General features: G+C 67.1%; 17 protein-coding genes. 11 read left to right on the forward strand and 6 right to left on the reverse strand.

The genetic code is table 11. The features are described from left to right. The first annotated feature begins 10 nt into the window (after positions 1-10). Positions 11-1,243, forward strand: coding sequence for an MFS transporter (locus tag JOF45_RS04675; RefSeq protein WP_342591388.1), 1,233 nt, complete (start codon positions 11-13; stop codon positions 1,241-1,243). A 166-nt stretch (positions 1,244-1,409) separates the two neighbouring features. Here JOF45_RS04675 and JOF45_RS04680 read toward each other — a convergent pair whose 3' ends face one another. The 3 genes from JOF45_RS04680 to wecC form a co-directional block, all read right to left on the reverse strand. Further along, positions 1,410-2,657 carry an ammonium transporter gene (locus JOF45_RS04680; protein WP_245324132.1) on the reverse strand — a complete coding sequence of 416 codons (1,248 nt, stop codon included), beginning with the start codon at positions 2,655-2,657 and terminating at the stop codon, positions 1,410-1,412. A 233-nt stretch (positions 2,658-2,890) separates the two neighbouring features. Beyond that, a complete protein-coding gene (gene ftsY, locus JOF45_RS04685) occupies positions 2,891-4,090 on the reverse strand; it encodes a signal recognition particle-docking protein FtsY (RefSeq protein WP_210048201.1) in 1,200 nt (399 codons plus the stop codon). Positions 4,091-4,176: 86 nt separating this feature from the next. Further along, positions 4,177-5,427, reverse strand: a complete 1,251-nt coding sequence (wecC, locus tag JOF45_RS04690) for a UDP-N-acetyl-D-mannosamine dehydrogenase (RefSeq protein WP_210048202.1) — start codon at positions 5,425-5,427, stop codon at positions 4,177-4,179. A gap of 75 nt (positions 5,428-5,502) precedes the next feature. Here wecC and JOF45_RS04695 point away from each other — a divergent pair, with 75 nt between their 5' ends. After that, positions 5,503-7,659, forward strand: a complete 2,157-nt coding sequence (locus JOF45_RS04695) for an acyltransferase family protein (protein ID WP_210048203.1) — start codon at positions 5,503-5,505, stop codon at positions 7,657-7,659. A gap of 3 nt (positions 7,660-7,662) precedes the next feature. Here JOF45_RS04695 and JOF45_RS04700 read toward each other — a convergent pair whose 3' ends face one another. From JOF45_RS04700 to JOF45_RS13605, 3 genes are read right to left on the reverse strand one after another with little or no spacing between them, the layout of a single operon-like run. Then, the gene (locus JOF45_RS04700) at positions 7,663-10,353 is read right to left on the reverse strand and encodes a glycosyltransferase (protein ID WP_210048204.1); all 2,691 of its coding nucleotides are present in this window, start codon (positions 10,351-10,353) and stop codon (positions 7,663-7,665) included. Beyond that, the gene (locus tag JOF45_RS04705) at positions 10,350-10,667 is read right to left on the reverse strand and encodes a hypothetical protein (RefSeq protein ID WP_210048206.1); all 318 of its coding nucleotides are present in this window, start codon (positions 10,665-10,667) and stop codon (positions 10,350-10,352) included. The genes JOF45_RS04700 and JOF45_RS04705 overlap by 4 nt, the downstream gene beginning before the upstream one ends. Then, on the reverse strand, positions 10,668-13,748 hold the full coding sequence (locus JOF45_RS13605; protein ID WP_210048208.1) for a glycosyltransferase: 3,081 nt from the start codon (positions 13,746-13,748) through the stop codon (positions 10,668-10,670). A gap of 84 nt (positions 13,749-13,832) precedes the next feature. On the opposite strand from JOF45_RS13605, the gene ffh reads away from it, so the two are divergent. The 9 genes from ffh to JOF45_RS04755 all read left to right on the forward strand — a co-directional run bounded on the left by ffh (position 13,833) and on the right by JOF45_RS04755 (position 20,545). Next, the gene (gene ffh / locus JOF45_RS04715) at positions 13,833-15,452 is read left to right on the forward strand and encodes a signal recognition particle protein (protein WP_210048210.1); all 1,620 of its coding nucleotides are present in this window, start codon (positions 13,833-13,835) and stop codon (positions 15,450-15,452) included. A gap of 210 nt (positions 15,453-15,662) precedes the next feature. Beyond that, the gene (rpsP, locus tag JOF45_RS04720; protein WP_210048212.1) at positions 15,663-16,088 is read left to right on the forward strand and encodes a 30S ribosomal protein S16; all 426 of its coding nucleotides are present in this window, start codon (positions 15,663-15,665) and stop codon (positions 16,086-16,088) included. A 17-nt stretch (positions 16,089-16,105) separates the two neighbouring features. Further along, positions 16,106-16,345 carry an RNA-binding protein gene (locus JOF45_RS04725; protein WP_210051307.1) on the forward strand — a complete coding sequence of 80 codons (240 nt, stop codon included), beginning with the start codon at positions 16,106-16,108 and terminating at the stop codon, positions 16,343-16,345. A 13-nt stretch (positions 16,346-16,358) separates the two neighbouring features. Then, positions 16,359-16,931 (forward strand): ribosome maturation factor RimM, encoded by a 573-nt coding sequence (gene rimM, locus JOF45_RS04730; RefSeq protein WP_342591389.1) that lies wholly within the window; start codon positions 16,359-16,361, stop codon positions 16,929-16,931. 10 nt (positions 16,932-16,941) lie between these two features. Continuing rightward, positions 16,942-17,754, forward strand: a complete 813-nt coding sequence (trmD, locus tag JOF45_RS04735; protein WP_210048214.1) for a tRNA (guanosine(37)-N1)-methyltransferase TrmD — start codon at positions 16,942-16,944, stop codon at positions 17,752-17,754. A gap of 192 nt (positions 17,755-17,946) precedes the next feature. Continuing rightward, a complete protein-coding gene (gene rplS / locus JOF45_RS04740; RefSeq protein ID WP_210048216.1) occupies positions 17,947-18,342 on the forward strand; it encodes a 50S ribosomal protein L19 in 396 nt (131 codons plus the stop codon). Positions 18,343-18,381: 39 nt separating this feature from the next. Further along, entirely contained in the window at positions 18,382-19,101 is a 720-nt protein-coding gene (gene lepB / locus JOF45_RS04745) for a signal peptidase I (RefSeq protein ID WP_210048218.1), read from the forward strand. Beyond that, the gene (lepB, locus tag JOF45_RS04750; protein ID WP_245324134.1) at positions 19,094-19,867 is read left to right on the forward strand and encodes a signal peptidase I; all 774 of its coding nucleotides are present in this window, start codon (positions 19,094-19,096) and stop codon (positions 19,865-19,867) included. The genes lepB (JOF45_RS04745) and lepB (JOF45_RS04750) overlap by 8 nt, the downstream gene beginning before the upstream one ends. A 9-nt stretch (positions 19,868-19,876) precedes the next feature. Beyond that, on the forward strand, positions 19,877-20,545 hold the full coding sequence (locus JOF45_RS04755; protein ID WP_210048221.1) for a ribonuclease HII: 669 nt from the start codon (positions 19,877-19,879) through the stop codon (positions 20,543-20,545). The last annotated feature ends 13 nt before the right edge of the window (positions 20,546-20,558 follow it).

Consider the following 20,558-nt stretch of genomic DNA (forward strand, 5'->3'; position numbering starts at 1 on the left):
TCCAGTCGATGTGACTACTGAGGCTGAAGGTACCCGCATCCCCATCCCCGCCGAACTGCGGATCATGATCTTTGCGGCGTTCATCGTCGCCATCGGATTCGGCATCGTGGCACCCATCCTGCCGCAGTACGCCTCCGACTTCGGCGTCTCAGCCATGGCCGTCTCCGCGGTGGTCTCAGCCTTCGGTCTGTTCAGGCTGCTCTTCGCACCAGCCTCCGGCAAGCTCACCCAGATGCTCGGCGAGACCCCGGTCTACACCATCGGCCTGTTGATCGTGGCGGCCTCCATGATCGCCACCGCCTTTGCGCCCACCTATGAGCTGCTGCTGATCTTCCGCGCTCTCGGCGGCATCGGCTCCACCTTCTTCACCGTCTCCGCCATGACGTTCTTGGCGCGCAAGGCGCCCCCGCAGATCCGCGGTAAGGTCTCCGGAGCCTACGCCTCGGCCTTCCTGTTCGGGAATGTGGCCGGGCCCCTGGTGGGATCAGGTCTGCTGGTCTTCGGACCGCACGTCCCCTTCCTGGTCTATGGAGCGGCACTGGTGGTGGCGGCGCTGGTGGTCTTCGTGATGCTGCGGAAGTCTCGGCTGGTCGACGGGAAGACCGGAGACACGCGGGAGAAGGCCACCCTGGCCGAGGCGTGGAGCGTGCGCGGCTACCGGGCGGCACTCACCGCAGGGTTCGCCAACGGCTGGGCCACCTTCGGCCTGCGGAACTCGGTGATCCCGCTCTTCGCCGCCTCAGCCTTCGCCGGCAGCGCATGGTTCACGGAGAACCCCTGGCTTGAGCCCGGTCAGCTGGCCGGTCTGGTGCTGGCCGTCTTCGCCGCCGGCAATGTGGCCACAGTGCTGACCTTCTCCCGGCGCTCAGATCGCTGGGGCCGCAGACCGCCCATCCTGTGTGGGCTGATCATCGCGGCGGTGGCCACCGGACTCCTGGGACTGGCGCCCGAGCCCTGGACCCTTCTGCTGCTGAGCGCGATCGCCGGTGCCGGCACCGGCCTGGTGGTACCGGCCCAGCAGGCTGCGCTGGCCGATGTGGTCGGCCAGGGACGCAACGGGGGACCGGTGGTCTCCGTCTTCCAGATGACTCAGGACCTCGGGGCGATCATCGGCCCGCTGGTGGCCGGACTCATCGTGGACCACCTCGGCTTCGTCTGGGCCTTCGCCCTGACCGGAGTGATCCTGATGATCGGCGCGGCGGCCTGGAGCAGGGCCCCAGAGACCATGCAGCGCTCGGCCTAGTCACTCGTACGGGACGGGGAGACCCCGCAGGCGCTGAAGCTGCCGAGGACGCAGAAGGGGCCGGGAACCGATCATCAGATCGGCTCCCGGCCCCTCTCAGCGTGCGAGTGATCCTGCCCTCAGCCCGACATCGCTGCCGAACCGGACGTCACTGCCGAGCCATAGGTCACTGCTGAGTGGCAGCAGGAGTCGGCAGAGTTCCGTAGGCCTCGGTCTGGTGGGCCACTGCGTCGATGCCGCCCTCTTCGACGTCCTCATCCACGCGGAATCCGATGGTCTTATGGATGACCATGCCGATGATGTAGGTGGCGACGAAGGCGAAGACCAGGGTGACCACGCAGGCCACGATCTGAGCCCAGAGCAGGTCGAACCCGCCGCCCAGGAAGATGCCGGCACGACCGTCGTCGATGAGCTCCTCACGGCCGAACAGGCCGATGGCGATGGTGCCCCACAGGCCGGCGACGAAGTGCAGTCCGACCACGTCGAGGGTGTCGTCATACTTGCCGTACTTGAAGTCCACGGCGAAGCAGCACAGGATGCCGGCCACGGCGCCGAGGATGATCGCGCCCAGTGGGGAGACGAAGGCCACGGCCGGAGTGATGCCGACCAGGCCGGCCACGATGCCGGAGGCAGCGCCCACCGGGGTGGGCTTCTTGCCGCGGGCCCACTCGGTGAGCAGCCAGGCGACCAGAGCGGCGGCCGGGGAGAGCATCGTGTTGATCCAGTTCAGCGACATCTGCGCGCCGTCGGCGGCCTCACCGAGGTTGAAGCCGAACCAGCCGAACCACAGGATGGAGGCGCCCAGCAGAACGAACGGGACGTTATGGGGCTTGACCGGCGCGAAGTGGCTGCGCGGACCGATGACCAGCACCAGGGCCAGTGCGGCGAGACCGGCGCACATGTGGACCACCAGGCCGCCGGCGAAGTCGACTGCCTCGCCCACGGCGTCACCGATGATGCCGCCCTCGACCAGCAGGCCGCCGTCGCCCCAGACCCAGTGAGCCAGGGGAGCGTAGACCAGAGTCAGCCAGATGGGCACGAAGATCATCCAGGCGGAGAACTTCACGCGGTCGGCGATCGCACCGGAGATCAGTGCGGTGGTGATGATGGCGAAGGTGCCGCCGAAGCCGACCCACACCAGGGTGTCTCCCCCAGCCTCGAGGGAGGGGTAGAGGGCGAAGTTGTCCGCCGGGTTGCCGAACAGGCCTCCGGCCATCGAACCGCCGAAGGAGATGCCGTCGCCCCAGAGGGCCCAGACGATGGAGACCAGGCCCATGGCCGCGAAGCTCATCATCATCATGTTGACGGCTGACTTCGTCTGCGTCAGACCCCCATAGAACAGCGCCAGACCAGGTGTCATGAACAGAACCAGAGCACCTGCGACGACGACCCACACAACGTCAGGTATTTCCATGTGTCCCTCCAGGAAACGTCGTGCACCGATGTACCTCATCGGCGCTAACTGGGTTCCATCGTGGTCCTGACGTGTTTCACAACGAGCGCGTCGATGTTTCCGGAACGTAAAAGTTATCCGAGGGTCCGCCTCTGCTGACAGAACAGCCCCCGGGTCGCCGCAGGTCAGTGGTCCTCAGACCCTGCTGCGGCCCTCCGGGGGCTGTCTGATGTGATGTTGTGGTGCGTCGCTGATCAGCCCTCGAGCAGGGCGTCCACGAACTTCTCCGCCTCGAATGGTGCGAGGTCATCGGGACCCTCACCGAGTCCGATCAGCTTGACCGGGACACCCAGCTGACGCTGGATGGCCACGACGATGCCGCCGCGAGCGGTCCCGTCCAGCTTGGTCAGCACGATGCCGCTGACGTCGACCACCTCGGAGAAGACCTTGGCCTGGTTCAGGCCGTTCTGCCCGGTGGTGGCATCCAGGACCAGCAGGACCTCGTCCACCTCGGACTTCTTCTCGACCACGCGCTTGACCTTGCCGAGCTCGTCCATGAGGTTGGCCTTGTTCTGCAGGCGCCCTGCAGTGTCGATCATGACCACGTCGGACTCGTTCTCGATGCCTGCGGTGACCGCCTCGAAGGCCACGGACGCCGGGTCTGCGCCTTCTGTGTCCGACTTGACGGTGGGCACACCCACGCGGGATCCCCAGGTGGTCAGCTGTTCGGCGGCGGCGGCACGGAAGGTGTCGGCCGCGCCCAAGGTCACGGTCTTGTCCTCGGCCACGAGCACACGGGCCAGCTTGCCCACCGTGGTGGTCTTGCCCACGCCGTTGACGCCGACCACCATCATCACGGCTGGGCGGCCCTCGGCGGTGACCGTGAGGCGGCGGTCCAGGGACGGGTCGATGAGCGCGGTCAGCTCCTCGCGCAGCAAGTCCTTGACCTTCGCGGCGTCCTGAGTGCCCTCGACGGTGACGCGCTCCTTGAGCTTGTCCACCAGTTCCAGAGTCGGCTCAGTGCCGAGGTCTGCCATGAGGAGGGTCTCCTCGATCTCGTCCCAGACGTCGTCGTCGACCTTGTCCTGAGACAGCAGAGCCAGCAGGGACTTGCCGAAGACGTTGTTGGACTTGACCAGGCGGGCACGCAGCCGGGCCAGACGGCCGGCCACCGGTTCCGGAGTCTCGACCTCGGGTGCGGCGGGTGCGGCGGGTTCGGCCTCCGCCTCAGGCTCCTCCGGCTCGGCGACCAATGTGTCGCCGTCGTCCGCGGGCTCCTCTGCGGCCGTCTCCGCGTCGTCGTCGGGTGGGAGGTCATCCTCATCCCGCTGCGAGCTGTACTTCCGGCGCTTCTCGGCAGGCAGGATCTTGCCGCCCTGCACCAGGAAGAAGCCCAGCACGCCGGCCAGGACGAGGGCAAGGATGATGAAGAGAATCAGTACGTCGAAATCCACTCCACCAGTCTGGCACAGGCGCAGCGAAATCCAGTGCTGGGCTCAGGGGCGGGGCTGACGAGGAGGGCAGCCCGCCCGGAGGCGGTTCAGCGCCAGACGCCCCGGGAGTCGATGAGCCGTGCCTCGCCCAGCTGCTCGGCGGGGATGGCTTTGAACACGTCATGATCGACCAGCAGCACCACCACATCGGCAGCCGCGATCGCCTCCTCGGTCTGGGCCAGACGCACATTGGAAGCCCCAGCCAGCGAGGCCGGCAGCTGATCGATATGCGGCTCCACCGCCAACAGATTCGCCTGCGGGGCACGCAGCGCCAGCGACTCGGCGATCTGCAGAGCAGGGGACTCGCGCAGATCATCGATGTTGGCCTTGAACGCCAGCCCCAACAGCGCGACTGTCGCATCCTGTCCGCACTCAGCGATGGCATCCTCGATGCGACTGAGCACCCAGGTCGGCTTGGCGTCATTGGTCTCGCGGGCCGCGCGGATCAGATTGGCCTGCTGGGGGGCTGCATCGACGATGAACCACGGATCCACCGCAATGCAGTGTCCACCGACCCCGGGGCCGGGCTGGAGGATGTTGACCCGCGGGTGGTGGTTGGCCAGCTCGATGAGCTCCCAGACGTTGATGTCCAGCTCATCGCAGATCACCGAGAGCTCGTTGGCGAAGGCGATGTTGACATCACGGAAGCTGTTCTCGGTCAGCTTGGCCATCTCTGCGGTCTTCGCACCGGTCAGCAGGATCTCGCCCCGGCAGAAGCTGCGGTAGAGGGTCTTCGCCGCCTCGGCGGCCTCCTGGGTGATCCCGCCGATGATCCGATCGTTGGTGATCATCTCCTCCATGATCTTGCCTGGCAGCACCCGTTCCGGGCAGTGGGCCACCAGCAGATGATCCGCACGGGAGGCATCGGTGCTCAGGTCTGGGCGGGAGGCCAGGATGCGGGCGGCCATGTGTTCGGTCGCCCCTGGAGGGGAGGTCGACTCCAGCACGATCAGTTCACCGCCGCGCAGCTGCGGGGCGATGCCGTCGGCGGCGGCTTCGATATAGCTCAGGTCCGCCGAGTGGGTATCGGTGAACGGGGTCGGGACCGCCACGATGTAGGCATCTGCTGCCGGTGTGCGGTCCTGGGCGCTGAGCTGCCCGGAGGCGACTGCTCGTTCGAGGACCTCGCGCAGCCCGGGCTCCACGAAGGGCACCTCGCCGCGGTTGACCGCCTCGACGGTGCCGGCGGAGACGTCGACTCCGATGGTGTTCACCCCGTGATCGGCGAGGATGGCAGCGGTCGGCAGGCCGATGTAGCCCAGTCCGATGACCGCGACGGTGGAGAACTCTCTGCTCAACGTGGCCTCAATTCTGCAGGTCGAAACGCGCGTCTTGACTCTATAGCAAGCACGACCGGTTACAGTAAATCAGTTATGCGGACACGGACCAGGACCCCGGACGCCCCACCGGCCTCAGCAGCCACAGTGCAGGACCGCGGCAGCCGCGGGGCAGCTTTCCAGCCGGAGATCCAGGGACTGCGCGCCCTGGCCGTCCTTCTGGTGGTGATCTATCACTTCTGGCCGGGGCGCCTCAGCGGAGGCTACGTCGGCGTCGACGTCTTCTTCGTGATCTCCGGCTACCTGATCACCGCCCACCTGTTCAAAGAGGCGGCCACTCGCGGTGCCGTGCGTCTGGGTCGGTTCTGGGCCCGCCGCATCCGCCGGCTGCTGCCGCTGAGCCTGCTGGTGCTGCTGCTGACCGCCGTGCTGACGGTTCTGGTCATGCCCAGCACCGAGTGGTCGGCAGCACGCCGGCAGATCATCGCCTCCACCCTCTACGTCCAGAACTGGATCCTCGCTGAGGATTCGGTGGACTACTCCAAGCTGGATCAGGGCGCCACAGCCGTCCAACACTTCTGGTCGCTGTCGGTGGAGGAGCAGTTCTACGTGCTCTGGCCGCTGCTGCTGGCCCTGGTCCTGGCCGTGGCGGCACTGATCCTGAAGGGCCGTGAGAAGCTCGCCGAGCCCACAGTGCGCCGGCTCTTCCTCTGGACGCTGGGGCTTCTGGCCGCGGCGTCGCTGGTGTTCTCTATCTGGTACACCGCCCAGGACCAGGCGCAGGCCTACTTCGTCACTCCGACCCGCATCTGGGAGTTCGCCGCCGGCGGTCTGCTGGCCCTGATCATGGGTTCGCGCCAGTTCACCGGCGCCTGGGGCAATCTGCTGGGCTGGCTGGGTCTGGCCATGGTGCTGGCCTCTGCTGTGCTCTACGACGATCAGACCCCGTTCCCAGGCTGGACAGCGCTGCTGCCTGTGCTGGGCACTGTGCTGATGATCCTCTGCGGCGGCAAGCAGCAGGGCACTGGGATGCACTGGTGGATGTCCTTGAGGCCTGCGACCAAACTGGGAGACTGGTCCTACGCGATCTACCTGTGGCACTGGCCTGTGGTGGTGATGGCCCCCCACGTGCATGAGGGGGCCGAGCGGCTGCCCGTCCAGGTGCTCCTGATCGGAGGAATCATCGTGATCTCTGCGCTGAGCACCGAATACTTCGAGAAGCCGCTGCGCTACGCCAAGATCATCCTGCCCACCTGGCGCTCTCTGGCCGCCGCCGCGGCCGGCATGGCCGTGGTCGTCTCGACCGCCTACTGGACGGTGGAGCAGGAGGAACAGGGCTTCCACGAGCCGGGGCTCTCTGAGGATCACCCCTGCTACGGCTACCGCGCCTTGGAGAATCCGCAGGAGTGCACTCCGCCAGAGGGCGACATGGGGCTCTATCCTTCACCGGCCGAGGTGGCCCAGCAGCCGCAGGAACCTGTCTACCCGGACTGCCAGGCCGAGGCCGAGGAGGCAGGTCTGCACGAATGCTGGCTCGGAGTCGAGGAGGAGGACGCTGAGGGCACCATTGCGGTGTTCGGCGACTCGCACGCCACGATGTGGCTGCCCGCGTTGGATGAGATCGCCCAGCAGGAGAACCAGCAGCTGCTGGTCATGACCCGCTCAGCCTGTTCCCCGCGCGCTTCCCTCTCCGAGGGTGAGGATCCCTGCGGGGAGGCCAACCTGGAGATCCTGGACCGGGTGGCTGAAGACGAGGAGATCGACACCGTCGTGGTGGCCGGCTCCCAGAAGCACAGTGAGTTCGGCGATCCTGAGGAAGAGGTCGACCTGCCCGAGGGCGTCGGAGACTCCTCCACCGGGGCCAGCATGCTGACCCCCATCCAGTATTGGCTGGACGCGGATAAGGAGGTGGTGGTCTTCGGCGAGGTCCCGCGTATGAACGAAGAGCGCAACGAGGATGAGACGCTTCCCGAATGCGTGGACGTCAACCGGGACGACCTCACCGCCTGCCATGACGACCTCGAAGACACCCGCGTGGGCGACCGGTGGCTGACCCAGTCCGAAGAGATCTTCGCCGACGAGCAGAACTACCACTTCGTCGGCACCGAGGACCTGGTCTGCGACGAGGACGAGGAGACCTGCTACGCGGTGCTCGGCGGCGCCATCACCTATAACGACAACAGCCACCTCTCCCAGGGCCTGGTGCGTTCGGTGACTGACGAGATCCACGAGCGGATGGAACCCGCCCTCTGAGCGTCAGCCCCTCATCCGCTCCTTATTGCGGGCGACCTCCAGCTGGGCGAAGAAGTCCTGGATGCGGGTGCTCTTCCAGGTCCGTGGGCCATAGCAGTTCAGCAGGGCCGCGAGATTCTCCGCAGCCTCCAACCATTGGTCCTCCGGCACACGCCGCAGCTTGGGCAGGTGCCACTGCTCGGTGAAGCGCTCCAGCCGCGTCTCGTTGTAGGTCTGGAGCAGTCCGACCTCGCGCAGCCACTGGGAACGTGCCTCGTCCAGCGCTCGATACTTGTCGAAGTAGCGGGCGTTGATCGTGTTGACCGTGGAGTTGCTGACCACGGCGTAATAGGTGTGGATCGGTGTGTCCACCGTCCGGATCTTCTGCGCGTAGTGCAGCATCTGCTGGAAGAAGTAGGTGTCCTGACCCACCGCCCCCACCGGCTGGGCCAGGCCCAGGGACTGCAGCCATCCGGTGCGCGCCGCCAGGGTCTGGATGCCGAAGGGCCGGAAGCGAAGCCGTGCCAGCGCGTCCTCTGGGACGTCGATGGTCCCGGAGGCATCCACACAGTCGGCGAACGCGTCCATCAGCACCTGGTGATAGTCCTGCATGCGCAGGCCGGTGGACCAGATGGTCATCCCACCCACGGCGAAGTCGATCTCCGGGTGCTCCTCCAGCTCCTGCAGCAGCCGAGCGAAACCGTCCTCGACCATCTCATTATCGGGATCCAGGTACGTCACATAGGGGGTCTCGGTCAGCTCCAGGCCCGTGTTCCGCGGCCGGGAGGCTGACCCGGATCCGCCGGGGGCGTGACGATAGGCGGTCACGTTGGGCCACTCGGCCGCCAGCTCCTCCACGGTGGCCACCGTCAGAGGATCGGTGGAGCCGTCGTCCACCAGCAGGATGTGCATCCGGGAGAAGATGCTGGAGCGGCGCAGTGAGGCGAAGGCCTTATGCCGCAGATGTGCCCCGTTGTTGTAGACCGGGACCACAACGGTCAGCTCCAGCTCGGCATCCTGCGGTCCGCGTGCGGCGGCGGCATCCTTGACGCCGACAGGCCGCCGGTCCGCGGCACGGCGATGCTCCAGATGATCCAGCGCGTAGATCCGGGTGCTCTGCGCCGCAGTGCGCAGCGCCTCCGCGGTGAGCTGCGGGGCCGTGGGTCTCCACCAGGCGGTCAGCTCCAGGGGCACATCCAGCGCGGCGAAGCCCTCGTGATGGCGGTGTGCCTGAGCGTCAGCGGCGGGTGCGTCGGCGTCGAGCTTTGCCGTGATCTTGGCGGACTGATATGTGAAGGCGGCCAGATGATCGGCCACATAGCTCGGCGAGTAGTGGCGTTCGGCGGAGACGGGGAGCAGCACGTCGTAGTGGCTGTCTGCAGAGTCTCGGCCATAGTCCTGGAGCTGATCCCAGGTGACGAGGTCCTGGACCGGGTGGCTCTGCTGAACCGACAGGGCCTCGTGCAGCGCATCAGTGACCTGATCGGTCACGGCGAGCACCCGAGGCTCGGCCAGCTCCTGGACGTTCAGACCTGCGGCACGGCACAGCGAGCGCAGCTGCGCAGCTGCGTGATGGTCGAGGAAGACCTTGCGCAGGCCGTCGGCCTGGACCCGGCGCATCTCCTCCAGGGTGAGGCTGCGCAGCGCATCCGCCACGTCCTGCTGCGAGTTGGCCAGGTGCACCTCAGGCAGATAGGAGTTCACGCCCTGGTTGTAGCTGGCCAGCACCATCGTGCCTGAGGCCAGCATCTGCAGGACCCGTGGGGCGACGGCGGACTGGGAATCGGCAACCGGGTTCAGCGTGATCCCGACGTCGGCGCGCCGGTCCGCCGCGGCCGTCTCCTCAGCGGTGCGCGGGGAGGTCACATAGGGGCGGTGCCGGATGGGCAGATCCGCCAGGGGATCTGTCCCGTCGGCGGCTGTGCCCTGTGCGTGCGAGCCGTCGGCGGCCAGGACCAACGGGAGTTCGGCCTCGATGACGGCGTCGAGGATCCACTGCAGGTGATCACCGGCCTGATGAGGACGCCGGGGCATCCACGCATCGGCGAAGGTGACGGTGTGTGCGGCGGCAGTGCCGGCGGCTGTGCGGGAGCCGATGGGGGAGTGCTGCAACGGGTTCACCGCCGAGGGCAGCAGGTGCACCTGCGGCGGACGTGAGCCGCCGAAGCTGACGGCTTCTCCGGTCAGCTGCTCCTCATAGCGTCGGACCTGCTCCTCGGAGGCGGCGGCGACTGTCCCGGCCTGCCGAGCGACGGTCAAGACATGTTCCGAGGGATCCTCGAAGCTGTAGTCCCAGAAGACCACCGGGGTTCCGGCAGGCAGCAGCGACTCAGGCACTCCCTCGCCGAAGGCGGCCGCGGCGACGGGGGAGAGGACCACCAGATCAGCCTGCTCGCTGAGCCTCTCTTCGGGATCCCACGAGATGACCTCGCAGAGGCCCTGGAGATGCTCGCTCAGCGTCTCATCTGCCAGCACAGCGACCCGCAGATCGAGCCGGGGTACGGCCGGGCCGAGCTCTCCCGGACTGTGGTGCTCTCCCGGACTGTGGTGCTCGCCGGCGTCGGCCTCGTGATTCTGCTGCACTGTGCGCAGGAAGGGTGCCGAGCGCAGCGGGCCGAGCAGCCCCGCCCGCGCCACCTCATCGGCCGACGGGTTCTGCAGCAGCTGCCGGACGTGGTCCAGGCTGCGGGTCAGCTGAGTCGTGCGTGCTGTCATGAGCGCGAGATTCCGGCCTTCTTGGCGACACGGCTCAGCTTCTGGCGAGCCACGCGGGCAGCGCGGTCCGGATGCTGCAGCGTGAACTCCACACGGCGCTTGGTCTTCGCGGCGAAGCCCAGGTCTGGGATCAGCTGGCTGCTCTCGGCCTTGGCCATGCCTTCCTCCAGCTCAGCGACCCGCTGCTTGAGCTCGGCGATGTCGGAGTCCTGGAGGCGCTCGAGCTGGGCATAGGCCCACCGCAGCTCACTCAGCATCGCCTCCTGCTGCTCCAGCAGCGCGACGATGACATCCTGCTCAGACTGTGACGTCATTTAGGCATCCTTCAGTGGGTCGTTCAGCTGTTGACGGGGGCGACGCTTGAAGAAGCGTCTGGCTTCGAGGTCCTTCCACCGGTGATCCCCGTACAGGGCGGCGATCTCATGGAGGACCTCGGCGGCCTCAGCGCGCTGGGCCTCAGGGACCTGATTGAGCTTCCTCAGGTACCAGGTGATGAAGAAGCGCTCGAAACGGGTCTCCAGGTATTCCTGTTTGAGACCGATCTCGTCCAACCACGCGGCACGGGCCTGCTCCAGGCCCAGGTATTTGCGGAAATAGTTCGGGGAGACCACGTTGACGATCGAGGTCTCCACCGCGCCGTAGTAGGTGTAGACCGGGCGGAACACCGGGACATAGGCCTCAGTGTGGTAGAGCAGCTGCTGGAAGAAGAACGTGTCCTGCCCGACTGCCCCCACCGGTTGCTCCAGGCCCAGGGACTGGAGCCAGTCGGTCCGGGCGACCATGGCCTCGATGCTGGCCGGGCGGAACCGGATCTTCACCAGCGAGTCCTTGGTGGGACGGAACAGCCCGTCGCGCTGTTCGATCTCCTGGGAGAACCACTCGTGGTAGTCCTGCACCAGCAGCCGGTTGGTCCAGACGGCCATCGTGCCCAGGGCGAAGTTCGCCTCCGGTGCGGACTTCAGCTTCTCCAGAAGCTCGGAGTAGCCCTCGGCCAGCTCCTCATCATCGGGGTCCAGGTAGGTCACGTAGGGCGTGCGGGTCAGGGCCAGGCCCGTGTTCCGGGGGCGGGAGGCCGAGCCGGAGCCGCCCCGGGCATGATGGAAGGCTGAGACGTTCGGCCAGGCCGCGGCCAGCTCCTCGATGGTCTCAGTGGTCCCGGCGTCGGTTGAGCCGTCGTTGATGAGCAGCACGTGCATCCGCTCGAACATGCCGGAACGGCGCAGCGAGGCGAAGGCCTTGTGCCGCAGGTGGTCACCGTTGTTGTAGATCGGCACCACCACGGCCAGTTCGAGGCCCAGACGTTCGGCCGTGCGGCTGAAGCGTTCGCCCGCCGCCTCCATGTCCTCGCCCTCGGTCAGCTCGGCCGGGGTCCGCCGTCCGGCGCCGGCGGGGACCTCCGCCGCAGCCGAGCCCGGGCCGGCGCGCCTGCCCCGGGCTCCCGAGGGTGGTGGGGGCAGAGTGGCCTTCTGAGCCGCTCCTCCGAAGATGACCTCGTCGAAGCTGCGTCGCACTCGCTTCGGTGCGGCAGCAGGTGCGCGGCGGACTCCGATGTGGTCGCCGGCATAGATCACGGCGTCCTGAGCGGCCTCCCGAAGCCGCGACGCCGACTCCAGCAGGTCCCGACCAGGCCTCCACCAGGCGCTGCGCTCCAGTGCGAAGACTTCGGAGGAGCTGCCGCTGTGGTGGCGGTGGGCCAGGTGGTCCGTCTGCTCGGCCGTGCCGAGCAGCTTGGTGACCACAGCGGCGTCCTGATAGGCGAAGGTGGTCAGCTGATCCAGGGCGTAGTTGGGCGAATAGTGCAGGTGGGCCGAGACCGGCAGCAGCATAGTGATCTGCTCCTGCTCGGGGTCCTCGGCGAGCTCCTCCCAGCTGAGCAGCTCCACCGGGATCGTCTGGGCCTCCATGGCCCCGCGCAGGGCATCGGTGATCTGCTCGGCCACTGCCACGACGCGCTCTTCGGGCTGATCGACCTGCAGCCCGGCCGCTGCGCAGAGTCGGCCCAGCGCATCGCGGGCGTGGTTGTCGCGGAAGACTTTGCGCAGCCCGTCGTTCTGGACGCGGCGCAGCTCCTCCAGGGTCAGGGTGTCCAGCGTCTTGGCGACGTCATCGGCGTCGTTGGCGATGTAGACCTGCGGGTAGTAGGAGTTCATACCCTGGCTGTAGGTGGACAGGACCATGGTGCCGCAGGCCTGCAGATCCAACACCCGCTGCTCCACGGAGGTCTGGGAGGCAGGATCCGGGCTCACCGCAGCGGCGATGTCCACGCTGCGCAGCAGGGGCGCGAGGGCATCCTGCGCGCCTGACTCGCGCTGTGCCCCTGACTCGCGCTGTGCCTCTGGCGCATTCTGCGCCTCGGACTGGATGGGGAGCTGCCGGAAGGTGGACAGCGCCTGGTCTGCGGGGATGTCCAGCGTGCCGTGCTCTGCGAAGAATGCGGCGGGGCGTTGGGCCGCGGCCAGGCCGGTGATGAGCGGCTGGGCATACTCGGCCACGTGCCCGGAGATCGGTTCAGCAGGAGAGCCGGCCAGCAGGACGAGGTCCGAAGCGGCGGGGCGGCTGTCGATGGGCGTGTGGGTCAGCGGGTTCACCGAGGCCGGCAGCACCTCCACGCTCTGGGTCTGCGGGCAGCGGGAGCGGTAGGCCTGCACCGATTCGGCGCGCGGAGTGGCGATGCGGTCACAGGCCGCTGCCAGATCGGCGAAGTGCTCGAAGGCCGCCGGCTCCGCCAGGGCGCTGAAGATCGTGGGCACAGCCGCGCGGCGGAAGGCAGGCAGCACTTCCTCGACAAGCGCCGGGTGGAGGGAACCTGCCTGACCCCAGCCCTCGGCGTCGGCGAAGGGAGCGGTGATCAGCAGCAGGTCCAGTCCGTGGACTCTCCGCCAGTTCTCCGGGGTGACCCGGAGCAGCTCAGCCTGGCCTGCGAAGCGCTTCCAGCCGGCGTCGTCGCCGATGACGCCGATGCGGAGCTCCAGCGGCGGATGCGAGATGCCCGGCCGGCCGGCCGGCAGATCCTGGCCCGATTCGAGCGCCTCGCCCACCAGGCGGGTGGGGGTCTGCACGGCGGGGGAGAGCTGCTGGTGGACGCTGAGCGAACGGAAGTCCTCCGGATCCAGCGAGCTCAGGGCCTTGCTGGAGAAGGAGCTGATCTGCTCAGCGAAGGTGCGCTGCTCGGCATAGGCCTGGGCCCGCTCCGTGTGGGCCTGGGCGACCTCCTGCCACGCCGCAGGAGTCCCGCCCCGCTCCGCCCGTGCCCCGGACAGTGCTCGGGCGGCCGCCCCGTGGGCTTCCTCCACGGTCTCCATCAGGTGGGAGTAGCCGCGCAGAGCGGCTGTGAGCGCGTCCTGCCTGGGTGTCTCATCCTCCGACGAGGAGCTGCTGCCGTCGATCCATCGCACATTGATACTCTAGACGCTTGAGACTCACAGGGTCATGTGACCCTCCCGGATCATCCCGACCACAATCTGAGGAAACAGCGCGACGTGTTCAACTCACTCTCCGATCGCCTGACAGCGACGTTCAAGAATCTCCGCGGCAAGGGCCGGCTCAGCGAGGCTGACATCGACGGCACCGCACGCGAGATCCGCCGCGCGCTGCTCGACGCCGATGTGGCCGTGCCGGTGGTCCGCGAATTCATCGCCAAGATCAAGGCCCGCGCTCTGGGTGCCGAGGTCTCCGAGGCGCTGAATCCCGGACAGCAGGTCGTCAAGATCGTCAACGAGGAGCTCGTGGGCATCCTCGGCGGCGACACCCGTGAGCTGCGCCTGGCCAAGAACCCGCCGACGGTCATCATGCTGGCCGGTCTGCAGGGTGCCGGCAAGACCACCCTGGCAGGCAAGCTTGCCGCCCATCTGAAGGGCAAGGGTCACACCCCGATCCTGGCTGCCTGCGACCTCCAGCGCCCCAATGCCGTCAACCAGCTGCAGGTCGGCGGTGAGCGGGCCGGCGTCCCCGTCTTCGCTCCTCACCCAGGCATCAGCTCTGAAGCAGAGACGCCCACCGGAGATCCGGTCCAGGTGGCCCGCGACGCCGTCAGCGAGGCGCGGTCCAAGCTGCACGACATCGTCATCATCGACACCGCCGGCCGTCTGGGCGTGGACCAGGAGCTGATGCGCCAGGCTGCGGACATCAAGGCCGCCGTCGGGGCTCACGAGACGCTCTTCGTCATCGATTCGATGATCGGTCAGGACGCGGTCAACACCGCCCAGGCCTTCAACGAGGGCGTGGACTTCACCGGTGTGGTGCTGACCAAGCTCGACGGCGACGCCCGCGGCGGCGCTGCGCTCTCGGTGGCGCAGGTGACCGGCAAGCCGGTGATGTATGCCTCCACCGGTGAGGGGCTGAAGGACTTCGAGGTCTTCCACCCGGACCGCATGGCCCGCCGCATCCTGGATATGGGCGATGTGCTCTCGCTCATCGAGCAGGCCGAACAGAGCTGGGACAAGGCCGAGGCCGCCAAGATGGCCCAGAAGTTCGCCGATCAGGAGGACTTCACCCTCGAGGACTTCCGGTCCCAGATGCAGCAGCTCAAGAAGATGGGCTCCATGAAGAAGCTGCTGGGCATGATGCCCGGCGCTCAGGGGATGCGCCAGCAGCTGGACCAGTTCGACGACTCCTCAGTGGACCGGATCGAGGCGATCATCAACTCGATGACCCCGCATGAGCGGGTGGCGCCGAAGATCATCAACGGGTCCCGCCGTGCCCGCATCGCCAAAGGCTCCGGTGTCCACGTCTCTGAGGTGAACCAGCTGCTGGAGCGCTTCGGCCAGGCTCAGAAGATGATGAAGAAGATGGCCGGCGGCGGCGGAATGCCCGGCGGGATGCCCGGCATGCCCGGAGGCGGAGCAGGAATGCCGGGGATGGGCGGTATGCCCGGAGGCGCACCCGGGGGCAAGAAGAAGGCCAAGCAGGTGTCCAAGGGGAAGAAGAAGGGCAAGTCCGGAAACCCGGCGAAGGCGGCGCAGCAGGCCCGCGAGGCCGAGCAGCGCCGTGCCCAGGCCGCCGAGAAGCGGATGGACGGCTCCAGCTTCGGAGGCGACGCGCAGGACTTCGACCCCTCGAACCTGAACCTCCCGAAGGGCTTCGAGAAGTACCTGAAGTGACGTGAGCGCAGCGCGACCGCGGGTGGGCCTGTCGGAATCGCGCTCAGCTCCGACTTATGACAAAATCAGTACGTACTTTGCTCAGCGTCCGGGGCACCCTCTACTCCCTCGACGCTGACCAACGTTCTGGCGCAGGACGCTGGCTGTTTGCATACCCCACGCAGACCAGGTCCCCGGCGCACCCCAAGACATACAGGAGTAACCACACAAGTGGCAGTCAAGATTCGTCTGAAGCGCATGGGCAAGATCCGTGCACCCCACTACCGCGTCGTCGTCATGGACTCCAAGGCCAAGCGTGACGGTGCTGCGATCGAGCAGATCGGCAAGTACCACCCCACTGAGGAGCCCTCGCTCATCGACATCGAGTCGGAGCGCGCTCAGTACTGGCTCTCCGTCGGTGCTCAGCCGACCGAGCAGGTGCTGGCTCTGCTCAAGGTGACCGGCGACTGGCAGAAGTTCAAGGGCATCGAGGGCGCCGAGGGCTCCTTGAAGACCAAGGCCGCCAAGGAGGAGTACGTCGCTCCGTCCAAGGGCTCGGTCGTCGTCGAGAAGTCCGAGGCTCCTGCTGAGCAGGCCGAAGAGGCTCCGGCAGAGGAGGCAGCTTCTGAGGAAGCCGCTGAGGAGAAGGCCGAGTAATCATGGTTGCTGACGCAGTGCTCACCGACGCCCTGGAACATCTGGTCCGCGGCATTGTGGACTCCCCGGATGACGTGGACGTCCGCCGCAGGAGCGGTCGGCGCCACGACGTCCTCCAGGTGCGTGTGCACCCTGAGGATCTCGGCCGCGTGATCGGCCGTGCCGGGCGCACCGCCAAGGCACTGCGCACTGTGGTCACCGCCCTGCCGGGAGGCGAGAACGTCCGGGTCGACGTCGTCGACACCGATCGCCGCTGACCGGTCACCCGCTGTGACCACACATCACCCATCCGCGGACGACCCGCAGGCGCCATCCTCCGAGATGGACCGCCTGCGGGTCGCTCGCGTCGGCAAGCCTCACGGCGTCCGCGGCGAGGTCACCGTTCAGCTTTTCACCGACGACCCGGGCCGACGGCTGGCTCCGGGCGCCGTGCTGCTGCGTGAGCCCGGCAAGGACACCGCCGACCGCAGCACCCGGGTGCTGACCGTCGCCGCGCAGCGCTGGAACAAGAACATCTGCCTGCTGGGCTTCGAGGAGATCCGGGACCGCACGGCGGCCGAGAACCTCCGCGGCTCTGTGCTCTTCGTGGAGCTGGCCGCAGAGCCCGAGGACGACGGTGATGAGTGGTACAGCCACGAACTTGAGGGCCTGCGCTGCCTCAATCCTGCAGGAGAGACCCTCGGCACCGTCCGCGAACTGATTACCGGACCGGCCCAGGACCTCCTGGCGGTCGTGACCGCTGACCACGACGAGGTCCTGGTTCCCTTTGTGGAGGAGCTCGTCCCTGAGATCGACGTGGAGGCCGGGGTCATCCGTCTGGACCCGCCTCACGGACTCTTCTGAGGAGGACGCAGTGCGCATCGACCTCCTCTCTATCTTCCCTGAGTTCTTCGACGTCCTGGACCTCTCGCTGATCGGCCGAGCCCAGCAGGACGGCCTGCTGGAGATCAACCGCATCCAGCCCCGAGACTTCACCACCGATCGGCATCGGACCGTGGACAGCCCGCCCGCCGGCGGCGGCGCCGGGATGGTCATGAAGCCTGAGCCCATCGCCCAAGCCCTGGAACATGTGCTGGACTCCTCAGCAGGACCCGGCGCGGGAGAGATCGACCGGTCTGAGTCCGGCCTGTCTGAGTCCGGCCCGTCGGAGTCCGGCCCGTCAGAATCGGGAGCGCAGGAGCGCCCCGTGCTGATCATCCCCACCCCATCGGGCGAGCTGTTCACGCAGCGTGCCGCTGAGGAACTCGCCCACCGGCAGCATCTGGTCTTCGCCGCGGGGCGCTTCGAAGGGATCGACCAGCGGGTCACCGAATGGGCCCAGGAGCACTTCGAGGTCCGCCCGATGAGCATCGGTGACTATGTGCTCAACGGGGGAGAGGCCGCTGTGGTGGTGATGGTCGAGGCCATCACTCGTCTGGTGCCCGGGGTGATCGGCAACCCCGAATCTCTGGATGAGGAGTCCCACGCCGGCGACGGGCTGCTGGAGTATCCCGTCTACACCAAGCCGGCTCAGTGGCGCGGTCACGAGATTCCCCAAGTCCTGCTCTCGGGCGACCATGGGAAGATTGCGGCCTGGCGACGCGAGCAGCAGGAGCTGCGCACCAGAAAGGGTCGTCCGGACATCTGGGCGCGCTATGTGGTCGCGCAGGAGCGTGAATCCAGGTAGGATAGATCTCTGTGCCTGCTGGGCGCCGGCTCTGCCATGGGGGAGAGGCGTCAACAGTCAGGCCCCGGGCTCCGGCACTCCGCCGAACCCGGATTCCCAAGACTGAAGACCAGCGCCGCACTGCTTCTGCAGGCGGCCCGGGTCCCTGACATCAGGGAGCTGACCTGTGGCAGATCCCTGGAGGAGAGAGCTATGCATAAGCTTGACTTCGTCGACGCAGCCAGCCTGCGGGACGACATCCCGGAGTTCGCCCCCGGCGACACCGTCAACGTGCACGTGAACATCGTCGAGGGTAAGACCACTCGTGTCCAGGTGTTCAAGGGCTACGTGATCGGTCGTCAGGGCCGCGGCATCGGTGAGACCTTCACCGTCCGCAAGGTCTCCTTCGGTGTCGGTGTGGAGCGCACCTTCCCGGTGCACACCCCGATCATCGAGAAGATCGAGGTCGCCGCCCGCGGTGACGTGCGTCGCGCCAAGCTGTACTACATGCGTGACCGTCACGGTAAGGCTGCTCGCATCCCCGAGAAGCGCGAGTCCGCCATCGCCCGTCAGCAGGGTGAGGACGTCGAGGCAGTCACCGAGGCGTGAGCCTCGTCTGACGCATCATGCGCTGACATCATTCGCTGAATGAACTCTCAGAAGAGCCCCGGGCCTGAAGCCTCCGAGCTTCCGGCCCGGGGCTCTTGCCGTGCGGCTGGGCGGCGGCTGAAGCTGCGTCACCTGCTCGGCGTCGTCGTGATTCTGGCCCTGCTGGCCACCGTGCTGCTGCGCAGCTTCGTGATCGATGTCTACACGGTCAGCCAGGATTCGATGTACCCCACCCTCGACGACGGGGAACGGATCCTGGTCGAGAAGGGGTACCCCCATGAGGAGGGGGCTCAGCGTGGGGACCTCATCCTCTTCGACGGGACCGGCTCCTTCGCTCCCTATGAGGGCCAGTCCGGGGTCATGGCTCAGACGCTGGAGCAGATCGGCCACTGGTTCGGGATTGGTTCCCCTCCGGACACCTATGTCAAACGGGTGATCGCCGTGGGAGGCGACACCGTGGCCTGCTGTGATGATCAGGGACGGGTGACCGTCAACGGTGAACCCACCGAGGAGCCTTACCTGGCCACCCCGCCCTCGGCGGAGACGCCGGCCTCCGAGACCTCCTTCGAGTCTGTGGTCCCTCCGGGCAGGGTGTGGGTGATGGGCGATCACCGCGAGGTCTCGATCGATTCCCGTGCCCTCTTGGGAGCACCCGGCGGGGGTATGATCAGCGAAGATCGCATCATCGGACGAGCCACCGATGTCTTCTGGCCTTGGGATGACCGTCGCCGGCTCGAGAACGGAGAGATCGATGGCTGAGAGCGACGAGGAGCCGCAGACCCGTCGGCAGCGCCGGGAGGCCTCTGGGCGGCGGCGTACTCTGAAGGAACGCAGCCCGCTGCTGTCCTTCGTGACGGAGTGCGCCATCGTGATCGTGCTGGCCATCGTCATCTCCTTCGTGGTGAAGACCTTCTTTCTGCGCGCGTTCTTCATCCCTTCTGAGTCCATGGAGCAGACGCTGCAGGTGGATGACCGGATCGTGGTCAATCTGCTGGCCCCCGGCGTCATGGACATCGACCGTGGCGACGTGGTGGTCTTCGAAGACACCCGAGAGTGGTGGGGCAGCGGCTCGGAACCTGAGACCAACGCCTTCCAGGACGCCATGACCTTCGTGGGCCTGATGCCCGACACCTCCTCTCACTATGTGGTCAAGCGAGTGGTCGGCATGGAGGGCGACCATGTGGAGTGCTGCGACGATCAGGGGCGGATCCTGGTCAACGGCGAACCCATCGATGAGCCCTATCTCTTCCCCGGAGACGCTCCCAGCGCCGCAGAGTTCGACGTGACCGTCCCCGAGGACTCCGTCTGGCTGCTCGGTGATCACCGCAGCGCCTCGGCCGACTCCCGCGCCCACACCGAGGATCCGGATATGGGCGCTGTGCCCGTCGATGACATCATCGGTCGTTCCGCGGCGGTCATCTGGCCCTGGCAGAACTGGTCCGGCGGCGGATCCGACCGGGAGCCCTTCGAACAGGTGCCCGACGAGCCTCCGGCTGAAGATCAGACCGACGCCGAGGACGGATGACCCTGGTCCATGCCTGAGAACGCCACACTGCTGCCGGAGCTGCGCCTGGCAGCTGCCACCGGCGCGCGCTACATCGCCGGCGTCGACGAGGTCGGACGGGGTGCCCTGGCCGGCCCGGTGAGCATCGGAGTCTCGGTCTTCGACATGCAGGACCCGCTGCTGCAGCAGGTCCCGGCAGAGACCGGGGTGGTGGACCACCTGGACGGGGTCCGCGACTCCAAGCTGCTGACCGCCAAGGCCCGAACCCGGTGGTCTCCGATCATCTGTGAGCATGCCGCAGCCTTCAGCGTCCAGCATCGCCACGCAGAGGAGATCGACGCCGTCGGGATCGGCGCGGCCATGCGCAGCGCCGGGATCGCCGCACTCAACGCCGTGGAGCAGCAGCTGGGCACCCGGTTGGACGCGGTCATCCTGGACGGATCCCACGACTGGCTCACCGGCGGCACCTCTGATCGGGTCCGCTGCGAGGTCAAGGCTGACGTCCGTTGCCTGACCGTGGCCTGTGCCAGTGTAATCGCCAAGGTCGAACGGGACCGCCTGATGGAGCAGCTGGCGGCGGACCACCCTGAGTACGGGTGGCACTCCAACCGCGGCTACGGCTCCGCGGCTCATCGACAGGCCCTGACGACCCGCGGCGTGACGCGCTTCCACCGCAGGAGCTGGAACCTCGGCGTCTGAGCTGAGACTGGCT

It is taken from the genome of Nesterenkonia lacusekhoensis (genome assembly GCF_017876395.1).
GTDB classification, from domain to species: domain Bacteria; phylum Actinomycetota; class Actinomycetes; order Actinomycetales; family Micrococcaceae; genus Nesterenkonia; species Nesterenkonia lacusekhoensis.

Coding starts and splice junctions, on each gene's coding strand:
- lepB (WP_210048218.1), top strand. CDS start 18,382: ATGAACTCTCAGAAGAGCCCCGGGCCTGAAGCCTCCGAGCTTCCGGCC.
- JOF45_RS04695 (WP_210048203.1), top strand. CDS start 5,503: ATGCGGACACGGACCAGGACCCCGGACGCCCCACCGGCCTCAGCAGCC.
- JOF45_RS04705 (WP_210048206.1), bottom strand. CDS start 10,667: ATGACGTCACAGTCTGAGCAGGATGTCATCGTCGCGCTGCTGGAGCAG.
- rplS (WP_210048216.1), top strand. CDS start 17,947: ATGCATAAGCTTGACTTCGTCGACGCAGCCAGCCTGCGGGACGACATC.
- JOF45_RS04700 (WP_210048204.1), bottom strand. CDS start 10,353: ATGACAGCACGCACGACTCAGCTGACCCGCAGCCTGGACCACGTCCGG.
- JOF45_RS04680 (WP_245324132.1), bottom strand. CDS start 2,657: ATGGAAATACCTGACGTTGTGTGGGTCGTCGTCGCAGGTGCTCTGGTT.
- JOF45_RS04755 (WP_210048221.1), top strand. CDS start 19,877: ATGCCTGAGAACGCCACACTGCTGCCGGAGCTGCGCCTGGCAGCTGCC.
- lepB (WP_245324134.1), top strand. CDS start 19,094: ATGGCTGAGAGCGACGAGGAGCCGCAGACCCGTCGGCAGCGCCGGGAG.